General features: G+C 51.1%; 15 protein-coding genes and 2 pseudogenes. 15 read left to right on the top strand and 2 right to left on the bottom strand.

The window, feature by feature from the left end; all coding sequences use genetic code 11:
- The first annotated feature begins 19 nt into the window (after window positions 1-19).
- The 13 genes from G7Y51_RS04940 to G7Y51_RS04995 all read left to right on the top strand — a co-directional run bounded on the left by G7Y51_RS04940 (window position 20) and on the right by G7Y51_RS04995 (window position 17,996).
- Window positions 20-343 (top strand): hypothetical protein, encoded by a 324-nt coding sequence (locus tag G7Y51_RS04940; RefSeq protein WP_165175264.1) that lies wholly within the window; start codon window positions 20-22, stop codon window positions 341-343.
- Entirely contained in the window at window positions 340-1,983 is a 1,644-nt protein-coding gene (traI, locus tag G7Y51_RS04945; RefSeq protein ID WP_165175265.1) for a TraI/MobA(P) family conjugative relaxase, read from the top strand. The genes G7Y51_RS04940 and traI overlap by 4 nt, the downstream gene beginning before the upstream one ends.
- A gap of 825 nt (window positions 1,984-2,808) precedes the next feature.
- On the top strand, window positions 2,809-3,699 hold the full coding sequence (locus G7Y51_RS04950) for a reverse transcriptase domain-containing protein (protein ID WP_277424682.1): 891 nt from the start codon (window positions 2,809-2,811) through the stop codon (window positions 3,697-3,699).
- Window positions 3,700-3,822: 123 nt separating this feature from the next.
- Complete coding sequence (locus G7Y51_RS04955; protein WP_165175267.1) at window positions 3,823-4,560, top strand: SLATT domain-containing protein; 738 nt, start codon at window positions 3,823-3,825, stop codon at window positions 4,558-4,560.
- Window positions 4,561-5,135: 575 nt separating this feature from the next.
- Entirely contained in the window at window positions 5,136-8,174 is a 3,039-nt protein-coding gene (locus tag G7Y51_RS04960) for a DUF499 domain-containing protein (RefSeq protein WP_206214249.1), read from the top strand.
- Between the two features lie 2 nt (window positions 8,175-8,176).
- A complete protein-coding gene (locus G7Y51_RS04965; RefSeq protein ID WP_165175269.1) occupies window positions 8,177-8,632 on the top strand; it encodes a hypothetical protein in 456 nt (151 codons plus the stop codon).
- 25 nt (window positions 8,633-8,657) lie between these two features.
- On the top strand, window positions 8,658-9,851 hold the full coding sequence (locus tag G7Y51_RS04970) for an XRE family transcriptional regulator (protein ID WP_206214250.1): 1,194 nt from the start codon (window positions 8,658-8,660) through the stop codon (window positions 9,849-9,851).
- The gene (locus tag G7Y51_RS04975) at window positions 9,848-10,321 is read left to right on the top strand and encodes a DUF4411 family protein (RefSeq protein ID WP_165175271.1); all 474 of its coding nucleotides are present in this window, start codon (window positions 9,848-9,850) and stop codon (window positions 10,319-10,321) included. Before G7Y51_RS04970 ends, G7Y51_RS04975 begins: the two co-directional genes overlap by 4 nt.
- Window positions 10,322-10,360: 39 nt before the next feature.
- The gene (locus G7Y51_RS04980) at window positions 10,361-13,294 is read left to right on the top strand and encodes a DUF1156 domain-containing protein (RefSeq protein ID WP_165175272.1); all 2,934 of its coding nucleotides are present in this window, start codon (window positions 10,361-10,363) and stop codon (window positions 13,292-13,294) included.
- Window positions 13,291-16,419: a helicase-related protein gene (locus G7Y51_RS04985; RefSeq protein WP_165175273.1), complete on the top strand. Its 3,129-nt coding sequence runs from the start codon at window positions 13,291-13,293 to the stop codon at window positions 16,417-16,419. The genes G7Y51_RS04980 and G7Y51_RS04985 overlap by 4 nt, the downstream gene beginning before the upstream one ends.
- A gap of 80 nt (window positions 16,420-16,499) precedes the next feature.
- On the top strand, window positions 16,500-16,790 hold the full coding sequence (locus G7Y51_RS04990; RefSeq protein WP_165175274.1) for a hypothetical protein: 291 nt from the start codon (window positions 16,500-16,502) through the stop codon (window positions 16,788-16,790).
- A gap of 77 nt (window positions 16,791-16,867) precedes the next feature.
- Entirely contained in the window at window positions 16,868-17,170 is a 303-nt protein-coding gene (locus tag G7Y51_RS13705) for a DUF4372 domain-containing protein (RefSeq protein ID WP_241160137.1), read from the top strand.
- Window positions 17,055-17,996, top strand: a complete 942-nt coding sequence (locus tag G7Y51_RS04995) for an IS4 family transposase (RefSeq protein WP_241160138.1) — start codon at window positions 17,055-17,057, stop codon at window positions 17,994-17,996. The genes G7Y51_RS13705 and G7Y51_RS04995 overlap by 116 nt, the downstream gene beginning before the upstream one ends.
- Window positions 17,997-18,249: 253 nt before the next feature.
- Here the strand turns inward: G7Y51_RS04995 and G7Y51_RS05000 are convergent, their stop codons facing one another.
- A complete protein-coding gene (locus G7Y51_RS05000) occupies window positions 18,250-19,056 on the bottom strand; it encodes a hypothetical protein (protein ID WP_165175275.1) in 807 nt (268 codons plus the stop codon).
- 365 nt (window positions 19,057-19,421) lie between these two features.
- Window positions 19,422-20,095 (bottom strand): annotated as a pseudogene (locus tag G7Y51_RS13710) (IS5 family transposase); the annotation flags it as partial.
- Here G7Y51_RS13710 and G7Y51_RS13715 point away from each other — a divergent pair.
- Together G7Y51_RS13715 and G7Y51_RS05010 are read left to right on the top strand one after the other, a co-directional pair.
- A pseudogene (locus G7Y51_RS13715) lies at window positions 20,075-20,158 on the top strand (IS5/IS1182 family transposase); the annotation flags it as partial. The pseudogenes G7Y51_RS13710 and G7Y51_RS13715 sit on opposite strands and share 21 nt — an antisense overlap.
- A 115-nt stretch (window positions 20,159-20,273) precedes the next feature.
- Window positions 20,274-21,329: a Fic family protein gene (locus G7Y51_RS05010; RefSeq protein WP_165175276.1), complete on the top strand. Its 1,056-nt coding sequence runs from the start codon at window positions 20,274-20,276 to the stop codon at window positions 21,327-21,329.
- Window positions 21,330-21,749: the final 420 nt, after the last annotated feature.

Raw genomic sequence — 21,749 nt, forward strand, 5'->3', positions numbered from 1 at the left:
AAAAAGGCAGGAAAGGCAGATGGAAAAGCGGAAGGCAGCAATCAGATTTCAGAGGCGAAGGACGCTCAGGCTCACCGTTGAAGAAGACGCAAGAATCACCCGACAGGCCGCGACAGCCGGAATCTCGGTTTCCGAGTACATGCGGCGGCTGTTCTTCGGCGGCAGGCCCATCATCGCCAGAGCGGACGACCAGACAATCCGCGAACTGCGGCGACTTGGGGGACTGCTCAAGCATCATTTTGACGTGGTGCGGCGAACAAAAAGCACGGACACCCTCACGGAACTGGACGCCGCGCTGCGTGCAATCCGGCGAACCATCGAAGCCTTGAGCGAAAGAAGATGATCGTCAAAAAGCTCAAGCGTACCAGCTTCAAAAAATCCAAGGCCGTCATGATCGGCGGTCTGGTGGACTATATTCTTGCTTCCCATGATGAAGAGGGCCGGGACAAACTTGCCTTTGCCGGAAGCAGAAACTTTTTGACAACGACCGTTGCCGCCCAGAAAAGGGAAATGATTTCTCTGGCCGAGGAATCCATTCAGAGCCGGATGCCGGTCACGCACTGGATTTTGTCATGGCAGGAAAACGAACAGCCCACCCGCAAACAGGCGGACGAGGCGGTCAGTCTTTTTCTCCGGGGAATGGGGCTTGCCGAACACCAGACAATTTATGCCCTGCACAAAAACACGGGAAATTATCACCTCCATATCGCCGTCAACCGGACGCATCCTTACACGCAGAAAGTCATTCAACCGCATCATGGATTCGATATTGAGGCAGCGCACAAAATCATCGCTGAAATCGAATACAAGCAGGGATGGGCACCGCAGATAAATGCCCGCTATCGCGTCAACGAACAGGGGTATGTGGTCAGGAATCTCCAGCACCGCGAACAGATAAAGCCAAGGCCCGGAGCCGAAGACTTTGAAGACGCCACAGGCGAAAAGTCCGCGCAGCGCATCGCCCAGGAGCGCGGACATGCCGTCATTCAGAACGCCTCATGCTGGGAAGAGCTTCACGCCGGCCTGGACGCCGTGGGGCTGCGTTTCGCCCGCAAAGGCTCCGGCGCGGTGATTTTTGTGGGGGATATGGCGGTCAAGGCATCCAGCGTGGACAGAAATTTCAGTCTGTCCAAACTGTGCAAGCGGCTCGGAGCGTTCAAGCCCGGCTACTACTCCCAGCGGACGTTCAAAAAGCCCGCCCCGGAGCCGGTCAGTCATGTCTGCCGGGAGGAATGGCAGGAATACCAGAAAGAGCGGCAAAGGCTGGCCGAAGAAAGACGCCTCGCCGAAAAGAAGCGGGAAGAAGAATGGGAATCGCTGGGACAGCGGCAGCGGGAGCGCCGGGAGGCGGCTACAGCCCGTCTTGCCCGGTACGGGCTTTCCATACTGAACATTGCCCGGCATTTTTTGAAAGAACAGGAGCGGGAGGAACAAGCGGCGTTGCGGGACAGACAGTCTCAAGCAGAAAAACCGGAGCGGCTCCCTCGCTTCAAGCACTGGCTGGGCAAGCGCAGTCCGCACCTCGGCAATCTGTGGCGTTTTCGGAGAAGGATCGCTCCCGGCGTGGAGGTCAGGAAGCGCACGTTTCCCAGAGTCGGCACATTGGCTTCCCCGTATGCCGCCTACCGGGAAATGGTCAAAAAGCGTTTTCCCGAAAAAATGGACGCATCACGCCTGGACGCGGCCATTGCCCTGTACCTACGCTGTGCCGGATACACGCCACAGGAAGTTGCCAACGAAGTATTCAGACACGCCCCCGCCCGCCCCTACGGACAGAGCCGTGACGAACGGATAGAGTACGGGCGCAGGGTGGTCGGGTATGCCTTTGGCACGGCGGGGGATATTGATATTGCTTATACTCAGCCTACCGAGGAAAAAATTCAGAAATTCAACCGTGAGGCCGAGCAGATAGAGCGGGAACGGACAGGTCAGGTAACGCAAGAAAAAGAGCAACCGGCACGCCGCGTATTTCGCTTACGATGAGCGGTAACGCCCAGCGTATCTTGCACATTAGCGGATTAAGCGGTTTAAGTCCAAGCCGTTTCTGCCTGTGTCGGAGCACCTACAGATAAATACGTATCAGAAATCTCATGCGTCCAGCATCGCCAGCGCCTGACAATATTTTTGGGCAAGGAATGAGAGTACCCTCAAATTCCACTACCGAATCGATCTCCACTGCGTGGCGTGGTGAGAACGGAGAGGATTGTAGAATAAAAATAGGCAGGTTATAATGTGCCCATATGGTTGATACCTTTTACTTATGGCCACGCCGGTATACATTCTGCCATGCATGAAGAGTTTTCAGTTTTTAAATAACTAAGGAATACGATTATTAATACTATATTAATATTTTAATTTTCATGTAAAACATACATTTAAGGATGTAATTATGTGCCATAATGAATTTAATAATTTCATATCGATTGATTTTATACAAGAATTATTTAATCAAAAAATTAAAAAATCAAATTCTAGAGGTATAGATTTTTTAACTCCATTAAAATTTGAAAAATTATACCCCACATATGTTCAAAAAATACATTCTGATATTATAAATAATTGCTATCAGTTTTCTCCATATCGAGAAAAACTCATATCTAAAGGAAGGGATAAATACCCTAGAATAATTTCTATACCATGTATAAAGGATAAGATAGTATTAACTTGTTTAAATGAATACTTAAAAATAAATTTTGGTATCAAAATGAATATGCCAAATAGCATAATACATGATATAGGCGAGGTATTAAAAAAATGCAGAAATGAATATTCTTTCATAAGGACTGACTTTAGTAGTTTTTTTCTTCTATTAATCATGATATATTGTTAAAAAAAATTAAAACATTAGATACAAGAGCTATTTTTCTTATAGAAAGAGCTATAAAAAATTATACAGTCACAACATCTGGCATGAAATTGGAAAATAATGAAGGTGTGCCTCAAGGAATACCCATATCTAATTTATTGGCAGAAATATATGTAATGCAATTAGATCATGAAATAAATAAAACAGTATTTTTTTATAAAAGATATGTTGATGATACGATTATTATCACAAAGCATAAGTATCTTGATTTGCAAAAATTAAAACATAAATGTAATGAGTTAAAAATTGAATTAAATAATGAAAAAACTAAAATAGTTAATATTCAAAATACTATCTCATTTTTAGGATACTCTTTATCAAAAAATAAGATATCTGTCTCAAAAAAGAGTTGTGAAAATCATTTTAAGAGGATAAATTCTATATTTAAACGGTATAGTATTAATGTAAAAAATCAAAATAATAACGAAAAAACAATAATTGAAGAGCTTACAATGCTTCTTGCCGGAGCATTTTCAGAATTAAAACGATATGGATGGTTGCCATACTATTCAATGATGACCGATATTAAAATTCTTTACAAATTTGATGCATTTGTTATTAAAAAACTAAAAAGATATAATTATATTCATCTCCAGCAAAACATACCCAAAATGGTTCGCGCATATTTTGCACTTAGAGATGGCACTTGGAATAAGTATGCTTTTTCTTTTGATAATAAAACAATAGCAGAAAAAATAGAGATTTTACAAAGAAGGAATCTTTATCCTTCTGATGGCAGAAATTTAACAGAATATGAAATTGATATTATATATAAACGATTTATAAAAGGCAAAACACAAATGCTTGACTTTGATTTGGGGAGGAGATATTAAAAAAAGGGCTCTGTCCATCCTCAGATGGAACCCTATGGGGGAATTCTAACCTTACGCTATGCGCTTATGAATCTACGGATATTGTTGTTAATTTCAGAGCCCAACTTTTAGAGGGTTTTGCTAATGAAATTAGCTAAACGTCCTGGCAGGGCGAAGCCCTGCCCGCCGCGAGCGTCAGCCGTTGGCGGCTGTGCTGCCTTACGGATGACGACAGCAGAGACAGGCGCAGGTGAAATTTACTTGCGCCGTTGCGCTCTGGCGCGGGCGTTTCAAAAGCAATATGTTCTAGGATACATTATGAAAGATATGAAAAAGCTATCTAATACTGCATATATTACTGCAAAATCTAGACTTAATGCATCTAACCGGCTCCAACGAAAACAAAAATCTTTCGTATTCTTTATAATACTAATGACCATCGTCCAGATAGGTATGAGTTCATATATTCTAATTACACAAAACAGTAATCATATAAATTTATTTTCTTGCATCGTGATTACACTATCTGTATTTATTGCTCTTATTTCAAATTCTGAATCATTAAGCAATGATACGTTAAATTCTTATAAATTTCATGAATGTGGAATGAAGCTTTTAGCGTTATCACGAAAAATAGATAATCATATAGAAAATGATTTAGAGAATTTAAATATAGACGATCTGCAAAATATATATGACAATATCATTTCACAGTGTGGAGTAAATCACATAAATATTGACTATAAACTGGCGAAAGCGACTATTGAAGATAAATATATCACTTTTTATAAAGTGTGTCATTTTTGCAGTGCATTATGTTCAATTTTTTTATATTCATTGATAGTTTCTGTTATATTTTATGTTTATTATATAAAAATTTAAATATTTTTGATTATATTGCATCATAAAAAGAGTTACTAGGTATAGATTTAACCTATAATATAATAGAGGGCCATTAAATATTTTTTAATCAATAAAATATGCTGACAAATTTCTTTGCGAAAATCCGCCCTCTATCACAAGTGTAGTATCCTTCTATATCATTGCTTCACCTAGAGGAAAGTCAGCAGGATGCCGGAATCTATGCTCCCCACCACTGCCGATACCCCGGCGACTGAGATGTGAACAAAAATTTACGGAGAAGTGAGTGCATTAACGATTTTAAACAGGCAGTTATAAAAACGGTACCTTGCCCGCTGACCTGAGGAGCATATCTTGAACCCTCCTGCTTTTGTTGTTATCATAAGCGAGGGTATTGCCAAAGTAATGTTTGCTTCCTGCCAAAGCCAGATTCCATGCGGCTCGGAAGTGGCCAAAACATTCAAACGTTAACACTCTCTCATAAGCAAACCCTGAAGCGGTCAATCCGGCCTTCAGCGAGCCGTGAAAAAACTCCTTCTAACATCCTGTCATTACAAGAGATTACGAAACTTCTGCGTGCAAGGGGAGGGAGAACTGTGCTGCCCACATTGTTCGATGTCTGCACTCCGCGCGACGATGTGTTGCGCGGCAATCTCACGGAATCCGATTTTGCGGCGGATTTGGCACAGGTACTCAAGCACAAAGCTCCTGCCGAGTATCAGGATGCCGGGCTGTTTTTCGCCAACACGCATCCCACACGCGGTCTGAAAACCCTGCTCCAGAATGTCTGCCAGCGCCTGCAAGGCTGCGGGGAGCAGGTCGCCTCCATCTTCCGCCTCGACACCAACTTTGGCGGTGGTAAAACGCACGCCCTGATTGCCTTGGTACACACGGCTCAGGGTATGCTCGACGTCGTGAACCCGTCCGAATTCATTGATGCGGCTCTTGTTCCCACGGAACCTGTCCGTATTGCGGCCTTCGACGGCGAGAACGCTGATCCGGTCAACGGGCGCACTATGGGGGATGGCGTCAAGGCGTACACCCCCTGGGGCGAGATTGCCTATGCCCTGGGCGGCAAGGATGGCTACGAGCAAGTGCGCAAAAGTGATGAAGCGGGCATTGCCCCCGGTGCCGAAACCATCCGCGCTCTGTTCGGCGGCAGGCCCACGCTCATCCTGATGGACGAGCTTGCCATTTATCTGCGCAAACAGGCTGCCAAGGACAGCGCCGCCAGCAGACAGTTGAGCGCCTTTCTCAGCGCCTTGTTCAAGGCGGTGGAATCCTCTCCCCGTGTGGCGCTGGTGTATACCCTTGCCATCGGAAAAAGTGACCAGAAGGCCATCGACGCCTACAGCCAGGAAAACCAGTCCATAGCGGACATGATGTTGGAAGCGGAAAGCATTTCGGCCCGCAAGGCCACCCTGCTTGACCCCACGCAGGAGGATGAAACCGTCAAGGTGCTGTGCCGCCGCCTGTTCAAGCACATTGATGAAGCCAGGGGCAAAGCCATTGTGGAGGAATACTGCCGCCTGTGGGACGCCAACCGGGAGCATCTGCCCGATGCGGACATAAGCGACGCCAACCGCGAAGCCTTTTTTGAAGGATACCCCCTGCACCCGGAACTTATCGCCACCCTGAAGGAGAAAACCTCCACCTTGGGGAACTTCCAGCGCGTGCGCGGTATGCTCCGGCTGTTGGCGCGGACGGTTAACCGCCTCTGGCAGAAGCGTCCGGACGAGACATACGCCATCCATTTGCACCATATCGACCTGTCCAGCAGCCCCATCCGGCAGGAAGTGCTGACCAAGCTGGGACAGCAGGCGTACACTCCGGCTATGGCAGCTGACGTGACCGCCGTTGAAGGCGACAAGCCCTCTCTGGCCGAGCAGATTGACAGTGCGGTGTACCAGGCCATGCCGCCCTATGCCTCGTTTGTGGCGCGCTGTATTTTCTTCCACACGCTGGCCTTCAATGAAAACCTGCGTGGAGCTACGGAAAACGAGCTGAACTTCTCCATCCTTGCTCCCGGCGTTGAAGCCAGCTTCATTGCCGATGCCCGGCGGCGTTTCGTCCAGGAATCCTCCTACTTGGACGACAGGCCCAATCGTCCGCTCCGTTTTATGGTGGAACCCAACCTGACTCAGATGATCCACCGCCGGGAGCGCATGGTAGATCCCGGCGATGTGCGGGCACGGCTCAATGACGCCATCAAAACCATTTTCAGGGGCGACGTGTTTCAGGCCGTCTTTTTCCCCGCCCTGGCGAACGACATTGACGACACGGCCACCCCCAAGCCCCTGCTGGTGGTGATGGGATACGAAGCCACGGCGGTTTCCGTCACGGATGCCCGCATCGCTGTGCCGGAACTGGTCTGCACCATGTTCCAGCGCAGGAGCGCCGACGGCGGCACGCGCATCAACCGGAATAACCTGGTGTTCGTGGTGGCTGATGATGGCAAGGTGGAGGACATGAAAAGCCGTATGCGCCTCCGTATCGCTCTGGAAGATATGCGTAACCCGGCCAATCAACAGGAGCTGGCTGATCATCAGAAGGAACAGCTAAGAGAACGCTACAACAAGGCGGAGCAAGAAGTAGCCATCTGCATCCAGCAGACCTACCGCCATGTCTTCTACCCCTCTCGCAACCGCTTGGAAGCTTCCCCGGTGGAACTGGCTCACGCCACTGTGGAATATCACAGCGCCTCGGCCAATCCTGGTTCCGGTCAAGCCCAAGTGGTGCGCGTGCTTCAGGGAGCCAACAAACTGCGGCGCGACGGCGATAACCCGGATGCTCCGCTCTACATCACCGAACGGACGCCCCTGAAAAAAGGCCAAATCACTACAGCGGCGCTACGCGACGAGTTTCGGCGGGATGTGGCCCTGCCCATGCTGGCGGGGGAAAATATCTTCATGCGCAGCATCCGGCTTGGCATTGAACAGGGCGAATTTGTGTACAGGAACGGCGAACTTGTCTGCGGCAAGGGCGACCCGTTCCCCAGCATTGAAGTCAACGAGCAAGCCTTTGTGCTCACAGCCACCTATGCCAGAGAAAACAAAATCTGGCCTAAAGAGGTCGTGCCGCCGCAACCTGCTCCCGCCCCCAGCCCCGGCCCCGGAGGTACAACAGGGACAGGCGGAACAGGCCCCGGCCCCAAACCTGGCCCGGATGGAAAGAGTGATCCCTCTGCGTCCAATGTCCAAGAGATTTCGCATGAGGGCGTTCTCAAGGAAGTGCTGACACGCATCTGGGAAGATGCCCGCAAAGCCGGATTTGACGCCATCGCGTCTCTGGAATTAAATCTCTTCCAGGCGCAGGATGGCTTTGCCCTTCTGGGGTCTGTTTCTTCCACTCCCGCTTGCGAGAAGAAGGTAACAGTTTTAGGAAGCTACGAAACGACGGACGGAAGTTCCTGCGAACTGAATTACGAAGGTACGGTGACGAGTTTGCAGGAGGTGAAGGAGTTCCTTTTACCGCAGTTGCGTGCCGCAGCGGATAAGAGCGTCTCCATAACCTACCTGCTGACATTTCCGAACGAGCTGAAGCTGGAGGGCCATGACGCCGAGGACTTCGGCGACCGGCTCACGCGCATCGGCGGTGTTACCGCCTTCGTCAAGGCCACGGCAAGGCGGCAATAGATATGCTCATGGTGAATTCTTCCCTCACGTCTCCGCAATACCAGCTTCAGGCCCGCAATCATGGGCCGGACGATCTGGAACTGGAAATATGGCAGATTCCCAGCCCGGCCACGCCGCACATCAGCAAGCCGCTCCGGGTGGCAGGACTGCGGGGGCGGAATCTGGCTCTGGTGGAAACGCAGGTCTTGCGCCGTCTCAACCGGGCGGGCATCAAGCTTGCCCCCGGCGTTGGCAAGGCCCAACGCTTTGCGCTGGATGAGGATACTTCCCTCAGCATTGGCCTGCTCTGCCGGGTACTGGCCCCCATGCGCAGCGCGGAACGTATGCGGCAAATTGCCACAGGCGTGGATCTCATGGACAGGGAGGAGGCCGCCTACTGGCTGGGCATGGCCATGCACCGCAAGAATCCGCGCAGAGTCTTGAGCGCCTTGCGCCTCTTGCTCACCCGACCAAACTAGTGCATCTACGGGACAGGGTGTTTCCATGCAACAACACGATATTCCCGTCAATCCGGCATTGTTGCGCTGGGCGCGCGACACTGCGGGGCTGAGCCTGCACGATGCCACCCTGAAGGCAAAAATTACGCCGCCGCGCCCGCGCAAGGGCGAGGAACCCGTCACGGCTGCGGCTCGTCTGGCCTCCTGGGAGGAAGGCCGTGCCGTGCCGTCTCTTTCCCAGTTGGAGGCGCTTGCCAAAGCCTACTCCAGACCGCTTGTGACCTTCTTCCTGCCCGCGCCGCCTGTTCAGGCCAAGCCGTTGACGGACTACCGCACCGTTTCCGACATTCAGACGGAAAGTCCGGAGTTTGCGGCCCTCAAACGCCGTATCTTCCATTTACACCGCGAACTGTGCGCCATCGCCAGGGATGAACAGGCGGAAGACCTGACTTTTGTCGGTTCCTGCACCATGCAGAAGGGCGAACTTGTCACTGTTGATGCCATACGGCGGACGCTGGGCATCGAACTTGTGGCGGAACGCCACCGCTCTCCTGACGATGCTTTCCGTGACCTGCGCGACAAGGCCCATGCGGCAGGCGTGTATGTGGTACTCATGGGCGACTCTGGCAACTCCCGCAACAAAGTGTCCCCGGAGGAATTTCGCGGCATCGCCATTGCGGATAAGCAAGTGCCTCTGGTGATCATCAACAGCAATGACGCCAAGGCGGCCATGCACTTTACCCTGGCGCATGAGCTGGCCCACATCTTTCTTGGCTCCAGCGGAGTGTCCAACCAGAACGCTTTTGCACTCCAACGCAAACATAAAGCCATTGAAAAGTTTTGCAATGCCGTTGCCGCCGAACTTCTTGTGCCGCAGCACTTGCTCCGTTCGGCAGTGAGTGGGCAAAATAAAGACCGGCCTAATTCCGTCAAATCCCTTGCCCGCAAATTCAGTGTGAGTGATGAGGTCATCGCCCGGCGATTGTCTGACCTTGGCCTTCTCAAAGACGAAGACTATACGCGGCTCATCGCTTGGTGCCAGGCCAGATGGAAACGAAATAAGGATAAGAGAAAAGACAGGAATGGTGGCCCTCCTCCCAAGATAATGGATCGTTATAACTTCGGTACGAAGACCTTGGAGACTTTGGCACGGGCGACCGACAGCGGCCTGATAACACTTCTGGACGCTGCACGCACTCTCAATATATCCGTTGGCCGTTTTGAGAGGGTCGTAGGATGATATATATCCTTGATTCATCCTTCTTTATTGACGCCAGCAGACTGCATCTGCCCCTGGACAAAAACCCTGCCTTTTGGAGTTGGTTGATTACGCTTGCGGGAGCGGCGACCGTTTCCATTCCTGAAATGGTGCATAAGGAATTAATCACCGGGAATGACAATCTGGCCGCTTGGATAAAGGCGAACCAGAAGGTACTCGTCAACCAGACTGCCGCCTTCACCCAAATCAGCAGGGTTATGGCCAAAGGATACGGCGCCATTGATGAAATTCTTCTTGAAGGACTCAAGGCTGACCCGTGGGTTATAGCCCATGCCCTTGCTGTGGGCGGCACGGTTGTCACGTCCGAAAGACCAGGTAACCAGACGGCCCCCCGCAAGAAAAAAATTCCCTCCGTGTGCGCGGAATTGCATGTTCCATGCTGCACCATCACGGCCTTCCTCTGGCAGATGCGTTCCTCCCTGCCAGCATAGTGACCAAGCCGACTGCATATAAAGCTCAAGGATGTTCCCATGTCCCGCCGTCTTATCGAAGAGTGGTTGCCCATTGCCGAATTGAGTGAGGAAAGCATCCGCGAACGTCGCTCCATGACCGCGTTACCGCCCATCTACTATCTGCATGTCTGGTGGGCACGGCGTCCTCTGGTGGCGGCACGGGCGGCGGTGCTTGGCTCCCTGCTTCCGGCGGATGCGGATAAAAAACGCTTCCTGCACGCCTTGGGTATTCATGGCGATCCGGTCAAGACAAAACAACGACTTGCCGAGGCGAAACGGACTGGTGAAAATCTCGGTCTGAATCCGTATGGGTATCCCCGCGCGTTTTCCTACTCACCATCGGCTGAAGAGCGTGACTGGCTTATATACGAAGCAAAACGCGCTGGCGTTGACATGCCCACTGTGCTGGATCCCACTGCTGGCGGAGGGAGTATACCGTTTGAGGCTGAACGTCTTGGGCTGGACACATTTGCAAACGACTTGAATCCTGTTGCCATCACGATTCTTCATGCGACGTTGAGCGCACCGCTTCATGGTGAACATGTTTTTCGTGAATACAAGAGACTGGCAAAACAGTTTATCGAAAAGGCGCTTCCCCTTTACGCGGGCATCTTTCCTGCCGAATCTCTTGGCACGCAAATTTTGGGCTATCTTTTCGCCCGCACCATCCGCTGCCCCTACTGCGGCGGACTGATTCCTCTGTCGCCCAACTGGCGGCTCGCGCCGGACGGCACGGGTGTCCGCGTGGTGCCGCATGATAGACCGTCCGAGGTGGAACGAGTTTGTTCCTTCGAGATTGTACATAGCGTCAAAGCGCAGTCCGAGGGCACCGTAGACAGCGGACGCGCCACCTGCCCCTTCCCCGACTGCGGGCGCGTTATTGACGGCGAAGCCGTCAAGTCCATCGCCCGGCAAGGCGGCATGGGCGAACAGCTTTACGCCGTGGTGTACAAGAAACGCATCCAGACCGTCACCAGGTCCGGCAAGCCTGGCCGGGAGAAATGGGAGCGCGGCTACCGCGCCCCACGCCCTGAAGACGATGTGTTTGATACAGTGAAGGCCAGGCTGGCCGAAAAGCTGCCCCAGTGGGAAGCTCAAGATATAGTGCCGACGGAAGAATACGGTGATATGTTTTCTGACCGTTCTAAAATATATGGTGTGAATTATTGGCGTGACCTCTTTTCGCCGCGTCAGCTCTATTGCCATTGCACCAGTGTTGAGGTTTTCCGTTATTTGCTAAAGGAAGAACAAGAGAAAAAGAACTTTGGAAATGCACAAAAATCAGCATTTGTATATTTAGCATTGGCACTTGACAAGTTAGCTGACTATAATTCAAGATGTGCAGTGTGGGATATTACAACATATAGAATTAGGCATACTTTTTCACTACATGGATTTCCATTGAGGTGGTCCTATGCAGAAATGGCACCACTCATATCAGGACTTGGTTATGATTGGGCCATCGAGCAAACTGGCAAGTGCTTAGCAGAATTGATAGGTTTGTTGCGCCCGGATGTGGATGCCAAATCGCTTAAGACTGAAACAGCACATACGCAGAGTCTCTTGCCGTCCACGGCATTTACCCCTCCACCTGTGACCATCACCTGCAAGCCGGGTGACAATCTCGACCATATCGCCGACCAGTCCATTGACGCCGTGGTCATGGATCCGCCGTACTACGATAACGTCATGTACGCAGAGCTTTCCGACTTCTTCTATGTCTGGCTCAAGCGCACCGCGGGCTATGTGTATCCGCAGCTCTTCACGCGCAAGCTCACGGACAAGGAAAGCGAGGCCGTCGCCAATCCGGCCAAATTCAAGGGGCAGAAGAAACCCAAGGAGTTGGCCTTTGCGCACTACCGCAACCGCATGGCCGCTATCTTCGCAGAATGCCGCCGTGTTTTGAAACAGGACGGCGTGCTCATGCTCATGTTCACGCACAAGGCCACGGACGCGTGGGACGCTCTTGCCAAGGGCCTCATGGACGCGGGCTATGTCATCACCGCGAGCTGGCCAGTGAATACCGAGGCCGAAGGGTCATTGCACATCAAGGACAAGGCTGCCGCCAACTCCACCATCTTCCTGGTCTGCCGTCCGCGTCCCGCAGGAGAGAGGGGGGAAATCGTCTTCTGGGAGGATTTGGAACCGCAGGTGACGCAGGCCGTTCTGGAACGTGTCGAAACCTTCCGCGCGGCGGGCATTTCCGGCATTGACCTGTACCTGGCATGCTTCGGCCCTGCCTTGGAAGTCTTCTCCCGGCATTGGCCCGTAAAGCGGGGCACGCCACGGCAACAGCCAAGGGGCAAACCCGGGACACAGAGCAGTCTGCTGGAGCCGGACTTCGACCCCTATGCCACAACTCCCGAAGATGTGCTCACCACGGCCCGCACGGCGGTGAAGGGCTGGATTATCAGGCAGATTGTCCAGAGCGAGCGCCAGACGCAGCTTGACCCCCTGCTGGAATGGTTCGTGCTGGCCTGGCATACCTTCAGAGCGCCGCAATTCGCCTATGACGAAGCCCTCAACCTGGCCCGCGTGGTCGGGCTGGACATGGATACGGATATCATCGGCGTCATCGCCGGAAAAAAAGCCTCGGAAGTGGTGCTGTGGGACAGCTCAACCCGCGCCGCCAGAGCATCCCTTGGCGCGAGCGGCGGCGCGCGCTCCATGCTGGACGCCCTGCACCACGCCGCCCATGCGGCCCGTTCCCGCACGCTGGATGCCGCCACAGAGATGATCCGGCATCACGGGCTGGACAAGAGCCCGGAATTCATGGACGGCCTCAAGGCCCTGCTGGAAGTGCTGCCCGTGTCCCGTTCCTTTGGCGGCAGGGAAGGCGCGGACATGCCCGCCGCCAGTGACTTTGAAGCATTGGAGAATCTGCGCCGCCTGCTCTTTGCCGAAAAGGTCAAAGCGCCGCAACAGCTTTCCCTGCTTGAGACCGCCTTATGAGCATCCTGCACGACCACGCATGGGAAACCATGTACTCTCCGGACGACGGAAACCTGCTCTCCGTCTTTTACATCCCCGCGCTCAGTTGCGCCGTGCGCTACGACCGCACCACGGGCTTCTTCAAGCCGGACGCTCTCGCCAAGGCCGCCGTGGGTGTGGAAGAGCTGGTGCGCAACAACGGCCACATGCGGCTTATTGTGGGCTGCACCCTGGACGAGGAGGAGGTGGACGCCATCCAGCGCGGCGAAAGCCTGCGCGGCACCGTGGAGGCCAGCCTGCAACGCGCTCCCTTCCAGGCCGACAACGCCGAAGTGCGGGACGCGCTGGAATTGCTGGCCTGGATGGTCGCCAAAGGCTACCTGGACGTGCGGCTGGCCGTGCCCTGCGACCCGGCAACAGGCAGGCCCTGCGCGGGTATGGCTATCTTCCACGAGAAAGCGGGCATCCTTGAAGACAAGACCGGAGAACGCCTGGTCTTCACGGGCAGTCTGAATGAAAGCGCCAGCGGCTGGATGCGCAACTGGGAATCCTTCCATGTGTTCTGTTCGTGGAAGCCGGATGCGACCCACCTCAATGCGGTGGAAGAAAATTTCCAGCGACTCTGGGCCAACCGCAAGCCCACGGCCAGGGTGATGGAGCTGGGTCAGGCCCTGCGGGAAAAGCTGCTGCGCTTTTTGCCGAAAGACGATGCCCTGCCCCGACGCTTGCCGGCAACGCCGCCTCGAGAACAACCTGCGCCGCCGGAACAGCCCGCGCCGAAACCTGATGCCGTGCCCATGCCGGACGATGCGTACCGCGCCACATGGAAATTCATCCACGAAGCCCCGACGCAGTCCGGCGGCGGGGACTATGTGGGCGAGGCCACAGCGGCTGTCACGCCCTGGCCCCATCAGGTGCGAGCCTTTGACCGCATGTACCGCCGCTGGCCGCCCCGGCTGCTCATCGCGGACGAAGTGGGCCTGGGCAAGACCATTGAAGCGGGCCTTGTCATCCGGCAGGCATGGCTGTCCGGCAAGGCCAAACGCATCTGCATCATGGCTCCCAAGGCTGTGCTGCGCCAATGGCAACTGGAACTGCGGGAAAAGTTCAATCTGAATGTGCCCATCTATGAGAGCGGACAGCTCTGCTGGTATCCATCCCCTGCCTTGGAGGGGATGGACAAACGCGAGGTGGCCGACAGCGACTGGCACAAGGAACCGCTGCTCCTGGTTTCCAGCCAGCTCATGCGCCGCACGGATCGCGCCCGGCAACTGTTGGAAGACGCCGAACCGTGGGATTTGCTGGTGCTGGACGAAGCGCACCACGCCCGCAGGAAAGCCTCGAAAGATATTCAGGCGGATTCCCCCAACCGCTTGTTGCGCCTCATGCGCGGCCTCAAGGATAAAACCAGGGGGCTTATTCTGCTCACAGCCACGCCCATGCAGGTGCATCCCGTGGAGGTGTGGGACTTGCTCAATCTGCTGGGTATGCCGCCTTCCTGGGATGTGGCGTCCTTCCTCAAATTTTTTGAACTGTCCGTCCATCCGGCCCCCACAGAAAGCGACATGGCCTGGATGGCGCGTCTGTTCCGCGAAATGGAGGATCATTACCAGCCCATGTCAGTCGAGGAGGCCGCTCGGCGTGAACCGCACCACAAAACCTTCCGTGCCCAAAAGATACTCAAGGCTCTTCACAGCCAGGCCAACACTCCCCTGAAAATGCTGTCAGTGGAGGAGCGCCGTTATGCGCTGCTCTTGATGAAGTCTTACAGTCCTACGCGTATGCTCATTTCCCGGCATACCCGCGAGCTGTTGCGCCGCTATCATCAGCAAGGCAAGCTGACGACCAATATCGCCGAGCGGCAGGTGGAGGACTACCTTGTCACACTGACCAAGGCGGAGCGCGCCCTCTATGAGGAGGTGGAGGACTACATCTCCTCCACCTACAACAAGGCGGCCAAGGAAGAGCGGACGGCCATCGGTTTTGTGATGACCATCTACCGTCGCCGCCTAGCAAGCAGTTTTGACGCGCTGGAGCAGACCCTGCAAAACAGGCTGAACGCCCTGAACCACAGCAAGCTGCCTCTGCTCACGGACGAAGACTTGCCGGACGATGACCTTCAGGAAGAAAGCCCGGATATGGACGAAGCCAGCGAACTTGAAAAGCAGACGTTGCGACTGGAGGAAGCGGAGAGTATCCAGGCGCTGCTTCAGGCCAAGAAGGCATTGCCCAGAACCGATACCAAGGCGCAATCCCTGCTGGAACTCATAGCCCGCTTGCGCGAGGAGGGCTATCGGCAGGTCATCGTCTTCACCCAGTACACGGATACGCTGGACTCCCTGCGCAAGACGCTGGGACGGGCGCAGGGCCATTCATCCGTCCTGTGTTTTTCGGGGCGGGGCGGCGAGCAGTGGAACAACGGCGCGTGGGAATTTATATCCAGAGAGAAAACCAAGGAATTGTTCCGCGAGGGTAAGGCCGAGATTTTGCTGTGTACGGACGCCGCCGCCGAGGGTTTGAACCTGCAAACCTGCGGGGCGCTCATCAACTATGATATGCCTTGGAATCCCATGAAGGTGGAGCAGCGCATTGGCCGTATCGACCGCCTGGGTCAGCAGTTTCCCCGCATCAAGATTATCAACCTCATGTATGCGGACACCGTGGAAACAGATGTGTACGTCGCTCTCCGCGAGCGCATCGGCCTGTTCAGCACCTTTGTCGGCAAGCTGCAACCCATTCTCTCACGCCTACCCAAAGCGTTCAGTGAACTCACTCTCCAAAGCAGAGAGGAACGCCTTGCAGGGAGTGGACGGGCGCTTGCCAACAATCTCACGGGGGAACTGGAGCAGCGCCAGCAGGAGACAGGCTTTGACCTGGACGAAATAAGCCCTGATGATCTTGAAATGCCCCAGCGCCCCGCGCCATCCTACGACCTTGCGTATCTTCATGGCGTGCTGACCAACCCGTCCCTGCTGCCGCCGGGATGCGAGGCAAAGGAACTTGCGGGCGGCAAGGATTATGCCTACCTTACTCCTGGTCGAAAGACGGCCATCCGTGTGACCACCGATGCGGCCTACTTTGAGCAGCACACAGAAAGCGTGGAACTGTGGTCGCCGGGCTGTCCGATATTTCCTGAGTATAACTGACCAGATGGAGGGTCTGAATTGCAATCTTTTAGATCTATTTTCTCTTTGTGTTTAATAATTTCTATTAGAGCAGATTACCTTTGACTTTTTATGAAAGTCAAAGGTGGCATTCAGGCGAAAAACGCGGTTTTCGCCTGAATGTACGCCGCGTTGCGGCGGCTGCCGCTTTCGCGTCAGCAGAGCATTTTCAAAGTGAAAATGCTCTAATTTTCATATTTGTTTGTGGAAACAATTGTCAATGGAAAAGTTTTGAATTATTAAATGCAATATTTTCAGGATTAACACTTATTGGCATCATATGGTATATTCATTGTGCATTTTTGTCCATTCATTCATTTACCGACGGCCATTGCTGTCCGGCTAAGGGATAAGAAAAAAGTCCAAAATCTCAACGAAATGTGGTAGAAGTGGTTCATGTAACAACCTAGCACAGAAGGAGATTTTGGACTTGAGTCACCATAGCACTCTTTTCTCCCAGACGCTGTCCCTCATTCCCAGACATGTTTTTCAAAAGCTCGGACAGCGGCATAAGACCGGGCGTGCGTCCCGCAAATTCGGTTTCAAGGAACAGTTCACCGCTATGACCTTCATCCCCAGTTGCCGCCAGACGTTCCCTGCGGGACGCTTTACGTTGTCTGGGAGCCGCCTCAAGGCGTCTCTATCACTTGGGCCTGAAGAATGTGGCCCGCTCAACCGTGGCCGATGCGAATACCACGCGGCCCGTGGGCTTTTTCCGGGATTTGTTCGCTGAAATGTACGGCTTGTGCGCCTCAAAGGCCCCGAAACACAAATTCCGCTTCAAGTCCCGCCTGTTCAGCCCGGACGCAACCACCATCAGGCTTTGCCTGTCGCTCTTTCCCTGGGCCTCTTTTCGCAAGACCAGAGGCGGGATCAAAATGCATGTGCCGCTGGATCACGACGGCCATATCCCGGCATTTGTGGCCATTACCGGGGCCAGAACCCACGAAAGCCGCATCGCCAGGACGCTTGAGCCGCCCAGAGGCTCTATCGTGGTTTTCGACAAGGGCTATGTGGACCACAACTGGTTTCAGGCGCTCGGAGCAAGGAATATTTCATTTGTCACGCGCCTCAAGCGGAACATTGTGTGTACATTGCTGGAACGCCGCTTTGTGAACCGGAGAAGCGGCGTAACCTCAGACCACGTCATTGAGGTCGCCACCCGTGGGAAACCGCTGCGCCTGCGCCGAACAGGCTACCGCGATCCGGAAAGTGGCAGGCGCTACGAATTCCTGACCAATCAGTTCCGGCTGCGCGCCCAAACCATCGCCGACATCTGCGAGCTGTTCTTCAAGGAAATCAAGCAAAGCCTGCGTATCAGGAGCTTTGTCGGCAACTCGGAAAACGCGGTCATGATCCAGATTTTTACGGCCCTCACAGTCTACCTGCTCCTTGCGTACCAGAAATTCCTCAGCCGTTTCGGCATTTCTGTCCAACAGCTTTGCCAGCTTATCCAGATCAATCTGCCGGGTGTGGCTTCTTTGGAAGATTTGCTGCGTTCACAGAGAAGAAAAATTGAAAACTCATTCAATCTCAGCTTGTTATCTCTCGCCCCTTAGCCGGACAGTAATGACTCAATGAGTGTCTCATTCCATGTCTTCCATAAGGACATATAGCAAGAAGACTTCTATCTTATAGTAAGGCGCTTCACTGAGATCGACATAAGATAGAAGTCATGCATGAAAGGCTTAAAGGTTAGTACAGAGCTGTTACGTTCTACGACAAATATACCCACACTTTCTTGACTTCTGTTTGTCTAGTTACCATTACTATCTTTTATCTTTAGAATCCTAACATAGGATACCTAAATTTTTAATTATATTTAGTGAGCAAATCTTCTGTATCTTCATCGCTTATAATCCCATTTAAATCTTTTTTTACCTGCTCATAATACGATTCATTTCCTTTATTTTTGTAAATATATAACGGAACACACCCCCTTCCTCTTGCAACAAGATATGACGACATAATAACTTCACTTTCTCCTAAAAAAATACTATTCGGATTATAAAGTTTATGTCCAAAGACTTTTATTTTATTCTGTCTTTTGTCATTAATTCTCTTTATAGATCCGATAAATTCATCAATTTTAATTTTTATTTGTTCGCATGTTAAATTTTGTTTACGTGCTAATATGTTTATCATCTCAGAATCTGGATGCGTAATAATAAATATTATATCAGTATCTTCATGATCATTTTTTTCAAAATATTGTTCATTATGAGATATCCATGTCCTTCCATCATTTAATAGAATTGTTATTTTCCTATTACTTTGTATAAAACTTTCAAATTTAAAGGAATTTGCATCACTTTCAATATGGCAAAGCCCAGTCCTTTCAATATTTTCAAATGCATTTATTCTATTATTTATCAGGCACATATTATTTTTTACAATATATAAAAAATCTTTCTTCAAAAAAATATCATATAAAATTGTCCATATCCCAGATATCATAACTACAGATGAAAATTGGTCAAAGTATAATTTTTGATCTGGAAATTTTTCAGAAAGCCACATAGAGATTACCACTAGTACAAATAGTATTGATGCAATCAAATTTGCTTTTGTAACATATTGTTTAATATTTGGCCACTTGCCATCTAAATTATTATTCATACTTAGCCCCCTATTCTAAATTTAATAATATCAACACAACAAAAAGTAGTCACCAATATCCTCTAAAAATAAGCTGACACTCAGGCTACAACCCAAGTGGGCATCATAAACTTTTATATTGTAGGCTGCAAGCGTGGCAGTTACACGTCAATACGGAGGCATTCACCTTTTTGATGATTTCAGGAAATTTTTCTTGAAAATTCAGAGAATTAAAAAGCCACCTTCATTGAAATGGTGAATGTTTCCCTCAAAAAATATATTGACATTCATTGGTGTATGTCGCCAATTGACAATTGCTGACAAATAATTACTGCCTCTCTACCAAGCTAGGAGGATGAATGATACCAGTTCACCGTCGCCACGATATACTTGGTAGTCACACCTCGCCACTGTTTCAAAACCTGAAATGAGTTTCCAACAAAATGTCTCAATTTATACAAGTAGTTGTCGTAATCACGTTGTTTTTTCCGATTTTTGTGTGGCGGGATGACTGCTGTCGATCCATTTTCTTCCACCTTTTCCACGAAAGCCTCGCTGTCATAACCTTTATCCGCAAGTAGATATTTAGCGCCAATCCCTTCTATGAGACTGCAAGCCTTCGTACAATCAGCGACGGTACCTGACGTGACAGCCATTCGAACCGGCATACCATGCGCATCCACGGCCAGATGTATCTTTGAGTTAATCCCCCTTTTGTGCGCCCCATATCCTGGCTGCCGCCTTTTGCCCCATTCCATCATGATGAACCTTTATATATGAGGCATCAATCATAAGCCATTCAAAATCTGGTTCATCGATCAATATTTCGAGAAGTTTTTCCCATACGCCCTTGTCCCGCCAACGACAAAATCTGCGATGTGTATTTTTCCAGTCACCAAAATCAGGGGGGCAAATCCCGCCATGGTGCGCCAGTTCGCAAAATCCAGAAGACTGCATTTATAAAGAGACGATTATCCTTTGCAGTTACTCCTCTGACTCCCTCTCTGCCCGGCGAGTGTGGTTTTAAAATTTCCCAAAGGCCATCAGATATACAAAAAATACAGCCTCTTTCCTTGCTGCAGTTCATATTCGCTGCATAGCTATCTGGGCTAAAATCAAATGACGACACACCTAGGCCTCGGCATCTCGGTGGGAGCGGTGTGGGGCTCTGGGAAAGTTGCTTGTCATATTTGAGAAAATCTGGGAATATCCGAGAAAATTGATTTAGGGAGAATGTGATGCCCAGTACCAGAGATATTGTCATCACACCGGATATGCTGAATAAAATCAGTGAAATCGACCAATTTAATGGTTCCTGGCTTGCTGGTGGGGCTAGGCTGACACAGGAAGAACTCAAAGTCATGAAACGGGTGGCAACCATTGAATCCGTCGGCTCGTCAAATCGTATTGAAGGCAACAAGATGTCTGACGAAGAGGTGGAGGAGCTTTTCAGGCATATTAATACGAAATCGTTTCAATCCCGTGACGAGGAAGAGGTGGCCGGGTATTCGGATTTGATTAATACGATTTTTGAAAATTATCAGGAAATACCGCTGACAGAGAATTACTTAAAGCAGTTACATCACATTTTGTTACGATATTCAGCCAAAGATGAATGGCATCGAGGAGAGTATAAAAAGGACAGCAACCGTGTGGCGGCATTTGATGGTAATGGGCGGGAAATTGGCTCTCTTTTTGAGACAGCGACGCCGTTTGATACCCCACGGCTGATGCACGAGCTTATGGAATGGACAAATGACACGTTTAAGGATCGATATCTGCATCCTATTATAACAATTGGTTTATTCATTGTGCATTTTTTGTCCATTCATCCATTTATCGACGGCAACGGTCGGCTGTCCCGCGCACTGACGATTTTATTGATGCTTAAAAATAATTATACCTATATGCCATATGCGTCAATGGAATCCATTATTGAGGCAAGCAAAGATGCGTACTACCGGGCATTGCACGGAACGCAAAAGACCATTTGGGCGGATCGAGTTGATTATGAGCCGTGGCTGACGTATTTTATCACCTCTTTGCAGAAGCAAAAGCGGAATCTGGAAGCGAAGATTGCTGGCTTGAAGCAGAAACATGATGCCAAACTTTCCGGTACGTCTCAGGCCATCTTGGCTCTTTTTGCGGAAGATAGTGCGTTTGAGATGTCTGATATTGCACACCAGATTGATAAAAATCCGGAAACCGTGCGGAAGGCCGTCCAGGGTCTGGTTAAAAAAGGCTATCTTAAAAAGCACGGGACAACCCGTGGCGTGTTTTATTCCCTGAATTGAACGGGAGTGGTTTTGACGTGATCGGCAGCCCCTCTTGAAGCAGGCGCTGGAAGACGCACTCGCCGGAAGCGTTGCCTGTCGTCTGCTTTCGCTGTATGATATACGCAAGTGCGCATGCCATACGGCACCTTTCCCGCGTGTTTGTGGCACGGGAAATACCCGCGCCAGGGAAGGGCTAATACTGTCCAGGGAGGTCTTGGAAAATATTTCAAGATTTGAGGTATTTTTGTGGGTGTCAGCGGAACGATACCCATGAAAAACAAAGAATTTCAAGCCGTTGTCCTTGAAATTTTATCCCCTTGGGGACGCCAAGCAAATTACAAGCGTAGCAATGTGCCTTCAGGGCATATTTCTACGCTTTTTGCTTTTTTCCGGCCCGCCCACCTCATAAGCCCTTTCCGGTTCTGGTTCCTCCAGGCC

This window comes from Desulfovibrio sp. ZJ369, from assembly GCF_011039085.1.
Taxonomy (GTDB): Bacteria; Desulfobacterota; Desulfovibrionia; order Desulfovibrionales; family Desulfovibrionaceae; genus Desulfovibrio.

Coding starts and splice junctions, on each gene's coding strand:
- G7Y51_RS04940 (WP_165175264.1), top strand. CDS start 20: ATGGAAAAGCGGAAGGCAGCAATCAGATTTCAGAGGCGAAGGACGCTC.
- G7Y51_RS04975 (WP_165175271.1), top strand. CDS start 9,848: ATGATATATATCCTTGATTCATCCTTCTTTATTGACGCCAGCAGACTG.
- G7Y51_RS05010 (WP_165175276.1), top strand. CDS start 20,274: ATGCCCAGTACCAGAGATATTGTCATCACACCGGATATGCTGAATAAA.
- traI (WP_165175265.1), top strand. CDS start 340: ATGATCGTCAAAAAGCTCAAGCGTACCAGCTTCAAAAAATCCAAGGCC.
- G7Y51_RS04985 (WP_165175273.1), top strand. CDS start 13,291: ATGAGCATCCTGCACGACCACGCATGGGAAACCATGTACTCTCCGGAC.
- G7Y51_RS04980 (WP_165175272.1), top strand. CDS start 10,361: ATGTCCCGCCGTCTTATCGAAGAGTGGTTGCCCATTGCCGAATTGAGT.
- G7Y51_RS05000 (WP_165175275.1), bottom strand. CDS start 19,056: ATGAATAATAATTTAGATGGCAAGTGGCCAAATATTAAACAATATGTT.
- G7Y51_RS04965 (WP_165175269.1), top strand. CDS start 8,177: ATGCTCATGGTGAATTCTTCCCTCACGTCTCCGCAATACCAGCTTCAG.
- G7Y51_RS04955 (WP_165175267.1), top strand. CDS start 3,823: ATGAAATTAGCTAAACGTCCTGGCAGGGCGAAGCCCTGCCCGCCGCGA.
- G7Y51_RS04970 (WP_206214250.1), top strand. CDS start 8,658: ATGCAACAACACGATATTCCCGTCAATCCGGCATTGTTGCGCTGGGCG.